Source organism: Micromonospora arborensis, assembly GCF_003205615.1.
Lineage (GTDB): Bacteria > Actinomycetota > Actinomycetes > Mycobacteriales > Micromonosporaceae > Micromonospora > Micromonospora arborensis.
On record NZ_PYBV01000157.1, the window covers coordinates 1 to 250 of the forward strand.

Genomic DNA, 250 nt, shown 5'->3' on the forward strand with positions numbered 1-250 from the left:
AGGCGCTCCACGACGCCGATCCGGTTGCCCGCGCGCTGATCGAGTCCCGGCCTCCCGTCTCCCTGCTTCGGGCCGCCTCGGGCGACGCCGACCGGTTCGCCGAGCTGGCCCGCAGCAGCGACGTCGACCGTCTGAACGCGTCGCTCGGATTGTGGCGCGGTTATGCGTACGCCGACGTGGCCGACGTCTACTTCGCCCGAGCCGATGCGGTCCGCTTCGCCGAACTGCGCATCGACGTGCTCGCACTACG

At 71.2% G+C, this 250-nt stretch carries 1 protein-coding gene; it reads left to right on the forward strand.

Annotated features, from left to right (window positions below):
• On the forward strand, positions 1-250 hold a 250-nt coding region (locus tag C7C45_RS34345), incomplete at both ends, for a BTAD domain-containing putative transcriptional regulator (RefSeq protein WP_341866536.1).